General features: G+C 59.6%; 8 protein-coding genes. 1 reads left to right on the top strand and 7 read right to left on the bottom strand.

Going from position 1 to position 4989, the window contains the following annotated elements:
- Window positions 1-412: NnrS family protein (locus EOA86_RS21925; RefSeq protein WP_206630095.1), on the bottom strand; the 412-nt coding region annotated here is incomplete at its 3' end.
- Window positions 413-517: 105 nt separating this feature from the next.
- On the bottom strand, window positions 518-955 hold the full coding sequence (locus EOA86_RS21920) for a pseudoazurin (RefSeq protein ID WP_128343549.1): 438 nt from the start codon (window positions 953-955) through the stop codon (window positions 518-520).
- Between the two features lie 133 nt (window positions 956-1088).
- Between EOA86_RS21920 and EOA86_RS21915 the strand changes: the two genes are divergently transcribed.
- The gene (locus EOA86_RS21915) at window positions 1089-1790 is read left to right on the top strand and encodes a Crp/Fnr family transcriptional regulator (protein ID WP_128343547.1); all 702 of its coding nucleotides are present in this window, start codon (window positions 1089-1091) and stop codon (window positions 1788-1790) included.
- A gap of 3 nt (window positions 1791-1793) precedes the next feature.
- Here the strand turns inward: EOA86_RS21915 and EOA86_RS21910 are convergent, their stop codons facing one another.
- The 5 genes from EOA86_RS21910 to EOA86_RS21890 form a co-directional block, all read right to left on the bottom strand.
- Window positions 1794-2009 carry a DUF1858 domain-containing protein gene (locus EOA86_RS21910; RefSeq protein WP_128343545.1) on the bottom strand — a complete coding sequence of 72 codons (216 nt, stop codon included), beginning with the start codon at window positions 2007-2009 and terminating at the stop codon, window positions 1794-1796.
- Window positions 2010-2332: 323 nt separating this feature from the next.
- On the bottom strand, window positions 2333-2782 hold the full coding sequence (locus EOA86_RS21905; protein WP_128343543.1) for an Rrf2 family transcriptional regulator: 450 nt from the start codon (window positions 2780-2782) through the stop codon (window positions 2333-2335).
- A gap of 34 nt (window positions 2783-2816) precedes the next feature.
- The gene (locus EOA86_RS41530; RefSeq protein WP_348633362.1) at window positions 2817-3446 is read right to left on the bottom strand and encodes a group III truncated hemoglobin; all 630 of its coding nucleotides are present in this window, start codon (window positions 3444-3446) and stop codon (window positions 2817-2819) included.
- Between the two features lie 344 nt (window positions 3447-3790).
- Window positions 3791-4060: a DUF6455 family protein gene (locus EOA86_RS21895; RefSeq protein ID WP_128343542.1), complete on the bottom strand. Its 270-nt coding sequence runs from the start codon at window positions 4058-4060 to the stop codon at window positions 3791-3793.
- A 143-nt stretch (window positions 4061-4203) separates the two neighbouring features.
- On the bottom strand, window positions 4204-4989 hold a 786-nt coding region (locus tag EOA86_RS21890), incomplete at its 5' end, for a universal stress protein (RefSeq protein ID WP_128343540.1).

Genomic DNA, 4989 nt, shown 5'->3' with positions numbered 1-4989 from the left:
CGACGATTTCACGAGCCGCCGCCGCGCTGACCGCAAGCAGAAAAGCCACGTCGATCACAGCGGCTGCTTGCCAACCGATATCCGCCGAGAAGAAAACGGCGGCGCGCCCGGCAATCCACAGGACAACGAGTGCCAGCAATGGTGGACCTTGCACGGGCAGCCTGCCGGTCCAGTTCGGGATGGCGGTCAGCAGGAACCCGGTAACGATCGCCGGCAGATAGCCGAACAGCATCTCATGCACATGCCAGTCGACCGGAACAAGCGCACTGTGAGCATCGAGTTCGCCCGTATACATCGGCAGCCAAAGCATGACGGAGAGCCCGGCATGAAGCGCGCCGAGGAAAAAGAAAGGCCTGAATCCATAGGAAAGAAACGCAGGCCCGGAGTAGGCGCGCAGGCGTGGAATTCCCATAATTTGTGTCTCCAGATGAAAAAGGGCCGGATGAACCGCCGCCCCTCGGTCCGTCCGACCCCAACCTGCCTCGCAGCGGGCAGGCATGGCTGTATCGGTGTTGGATCAGTTGGCCGGAACCTGGCTGAGCAGATCCGCGAACACCTTCTTTGCTTTCCCGCTATGCTTGACCGCCGTGGCCGCATCGAGGTTGACCGGCTTGCCGACAGCGATCAGCGCGACCATGCCCATGCCGTAATGAGGCGCGCATTTGACACCGTAGACCCCCTCCTGGGTGAGCGTAACGGTGATTTCCTCGTTCATTTTTCCCTTGAACGGTTCTGCGCTATCCGGAATCATGCCCTTGATCGACTGGGCGTCGTGGGTCTTATCGGTCGGTACGAACTTGACGGTGTCACCGGGTGCAGCCTGGACGAAGGCCGGCTGAAAGACCATAGCGCCTTTCTCGCCCTTGTTGAGCATCTGCACCACGTGCTCTTCCGCGTTTGCGCCGCCGGCGAGCGCGAGGATGGAGATTGCGGCAGCCAGAATGGAGAGTTTCATCGATTTGTCCTTTGTTTCGTCTTCGCGGCATTTGGCCGTTCCATGTCATTTAGCCTGATCCGCCGCCGCAGAATTTGCGCTGGCGCAAACTCGGGGTAAGAAAGGTCTGCCGCACGACTGACGAGGATTCTGCTTGGCTGCGCTGGACCGATCACTGATATCGCGGCTGCCGCTTTTCCAGGGGATGGCGCCCGAAGAGCAGAGCGAGATACTGCGAAGCGCTCGATCGTCCCGCTATGCCAAGGACTCGGCGATCTTCGAGCAGGACACCGAGGCCCATTCGTTCTTCGTGCTGATCGCCGGGCATATACGCGTCGTCCGCACCACACCGGACGGACAGCAGGTCATCGCCAGATACATCAGCGAAGGCGAAATTTTTGGAGTCGCCGCGGCGCTCGGCCGGACGATCTATCCCGCCAGCGCCGTAGCGGCGGTGGACTGTGTCGTGCTGGCCTGGCCAAATGCGTTATGGCCCGAACTGGCGCGTCGGTTCCCGACGTTTGGGTCAACCACGTACCGGACCGTCGGAAACAGGCTGCAAGAAACCCAGACGCGCGTTGTGGAGATGTCCACTGAACAGGTCGAGCAGCGCGTTGCTCACGCGCTGCTGCGATTGGCAAATCAGACTGGCCGGAAGACCGAAAGCGGCTTCGAAATCGATTTTCCTATCTCGAGGCAGGACATCGCCGAAATGACGGGGACGACACTGCACACCGTCAGCCGACTGCTCACCAAATGGGAAGAAAACGGGATAATCGTGAGCGGGCGCCAGAAGGTCACGGTCAAAGACGCGCACCGGCTTGTGGTCCTCTCAGAGAACCGGACCAAGGGCTGACTGTCACCCGCTCGCTCGAACAGCCGATTCCAGATCGGCTAGGAAGTCGGTCTCGTTGATCTGATGCTCATGGCATGCCTCAGTCACGGTATGGAAGGTGCCTATCGGGCAGCCCACGCAGAGCATCTTGTAACTCAGCACTACCGCCACCGTTGCCGGCCATTTCCTCATGATCTCGTCGACGACCGTGTCGGGACTGATGGAACTCCGCTCCTTCACGATGAAGTCCTCCGTGATTGCGAAGCGTCTTCATAGATTCCGCTCAGACCGCCTTCTTTGCGCTTCCGCAACGTTGATGAGCATTGCCGTTTGGCAATGAAAACTAGACAAACGTCATGACCGCGATTGCACCGACGACGATCAGAACAAGCCCGCCTATCAGCATGGGAAGCAGCGTATTGCTGAGGTCGACGCCCGACTCGAATTGCTTGACCGTCGGCGTGTCGTTCTTGTTTGGGATCAGTCATGCTTGTCTCCACGGGCCGGCAGACGCGAATCGCGCGGCGTTGCGGTTGAATTGTAGATCGGGGCCTTACCCAAGCTTATCGATACGCCGAAGCCTCGGATGCAGGCAGCCCGCCGACAAAGTCCTTGGGCATCAGCGCTATGTCGGCCAGCGTGTAACGGTCAAGGGTATCCTGGAAGGAGGCCATCGCGTCGCCGAACATGCCTGAAAGTTTGCAGCAGCCGGTGAGCACGCACTGATTTCCGGTCGCGAAGCACTCCACAAGCGCGAAATCTGGCTCGGTCAAACGTACCACGTCGCCGATCCGGATCATCTCGGGGCTCCGCCCGAGGGCAAGACCACCGGAGCGACCGCGGACCGCCTTCAAGTAACCGCCGCGCGTCAGGGTGTTGGCAACCTTGTTCAGGTGCGTTTTGGATACCTTGAACGTGCGTGCCACCTCCTCGATCGTGATCAGGCGATCACCGGCAGAGGCCGCATACATCAACATTCTCAAGGCATAATCCGAAAAATTAGTCAGCCGCACGGATCTACCTCCCGTAAACACCACGAACCCGGCATCACAGGTCCTTCTCAGCGATCGGCTCTACGCCCATCGTAGTCTCGCCACGGCTGAAGGCGACCGCGAGACGGAAGCTGTGAGCTATGCGCAGTGCGCGATCCATAAACAGCGCCGCAACCTCGGGTGGGCAAATGCGGTACACCGTTGCGCGAAACAGCTTTAGCCAACGCCGGAAATGCGCCACTCCAAGGCCGGAGATCGCCAGGTGTGGCGGTAATGGCCGGCCTTCATAACGGGACGTCCGGAGCAGCGTAGCGGACCAGAAGTCGCACATCTTAGCCAGATGGCGCGGCCACGCCTCAGGCTGGATAGCGTCATGAAAGATGGGGCCGAGAAGATCGTCGCGGCGAATCTCATCATAAAAGCCGTTAACCACAAGACGGATCAAGGCCTCGTCAAGCATGTCCGGCAACGGGGCACCACCGATGATGATCGTTCTCTTGCTCCGACCATTCGCAGTCATGTGCACGCTCTTGTTTTTCGAAGGCCCAAAGACCTCAAGGAGGCCCACACTCAAACAGCTCCGCAACGCGCCGAGTGGAGTCGCGTCCACGATGGCGATCGATGCATTTGCTTTCAAAGGGAGGCGTTCGTCGATATGGGTCGGAATCGCACCATAAAGAAACATTGTCAATATATCTTTATCGGCCAACCTCTTTGATGTCCGCAAATCAGCACGTATGACCCAGCGCAAGAGCTGCCGGCGCATCGCATTGTCGTTAGCGGTGCGCCTTTGCGAGGCAACTCTCCCAGATTCCTGTCATGGCAGCCTTGATAACAAAGCGGGCAGCAGTGGCTTGAGGGCAGTCGGCTGTTTATATGGGCGCGAGTGCAGGCTCGCGGGCGGTATTCGCCGGAACGACATCAGCCTGCAGATGCGAAACATTGCGCGAGCGATGACCCCCCAGGACATCGGCGAAGCTGCGGCACGCAGCCCTGGTGACGCGAACAGTAGCATGGCCGCACGACGCTCTATCGTTGGCCGGCCGCGTGCTGTAGCCGTGCGATCAGGTCGCGGTTGCGGCAATAGTCTGGCGGATCATCGGCTTGTTGGTGTTCGTCGAGCCAAGTCGAGCATTCATCCTGGTGCCCGCAGGAGCGGCAGCGGTCCACCGCCCGATTGGTGACGGCAACATGGTCCGGAACGACCTTCAATTGTTTGTCGACGCCGAGCTTCTGCATCATGCGGCCCATCAAGGCGGTCCTGGCGTCAACTGAAATCAGGTACTCGAGAAAACTCATGTCGTTTCACTCCCGTTTCCCGGCAGGTTATTGCCGTGCTGGCGACCGCTGCATTGATCTCGGTCAACAGGAATCCCTCTGAACGATGAAACGTGCGTGAATGCCGCAAGTGGCGGGCTTGAAGTTTCCGATGCGACCGGTGGTCAATACGACATGAAACGGTTGATGCTGCTCTCTTCGATCAGCGTACGCGTTACGCCGCCGAACGCCCATTCGCGCAGGCGGCTGTGACCATATGCGCCGGAGACGATCAGGTCGGCATGGATCGAGCGCGCGAATGTCAATAGTCGATCGCCGTCAGCCTCGCCGCGGATCAGTTCGGTTCGCGCCGTAATGCCGTGATGTTCAAGATAAACCGCGACGTCGGCGAGGCTGTCACGGATGTTGTCGTCGCAATCGCTATCGATTGTGACGATGACCACTTCGTTGGCCTTCGCGAGAAAAGGCAGTGCATCCGCCATCGCCCGTCGCGCCTCCCTGGTGTCTTTCCAGGCAACAAGCACGGTTTTTGCCATGACGTGTTCGATATTACTTGCCGCGACCAGGACCGGCCGGCCGGCGCCGAGCGCAAGGCTGCCGATATCCACGGCGCGATAGACATTTTCTCCTTCCTCGGTGCCGGTAACGATGAGGTCGGCTGCGCGGGCAGAAACGCCAAGGAAGCGGGTCGGGCTACAAACGGCTTGCCCCCATTCGCTCGTGATCGAAGCCGGAACCAGCCTCTCGAACTCGGCACGCAGTTCGGCAAGCCGCTTTTCGATCTCCGTTCGCTGGACCTGCATGATCTCGCCTTCGTAGACCATGCCGTCGCCGGTGGCGACGAGCGGCGGGACATCCGCTGCCGCCAGGCCGATAAGATGGGCTCCAAACCGTTCCGCAAGCTCGACCCCCAACTTCACCATGGGTGCAGGAGGTGCATCTACCTGTCT

Source organism: Mesorhizobium sp. M5C.F.Ca.IN.020.32.2.1 (genome assembly GCF_004023105.1).
GTDB classification, from domain to species: domain Bacteria; phylum Pseudomonadota; class Alphaproteobacteria; order Rhizobiales; family Rhizobiaceae; genus Mesorhizobium; species Mesorhizobium wenxiniae.
Note: the sequence above shows the minus strand (reverse complement) of the source record. Positions and strands in the feature narration are given on the sequence as shown.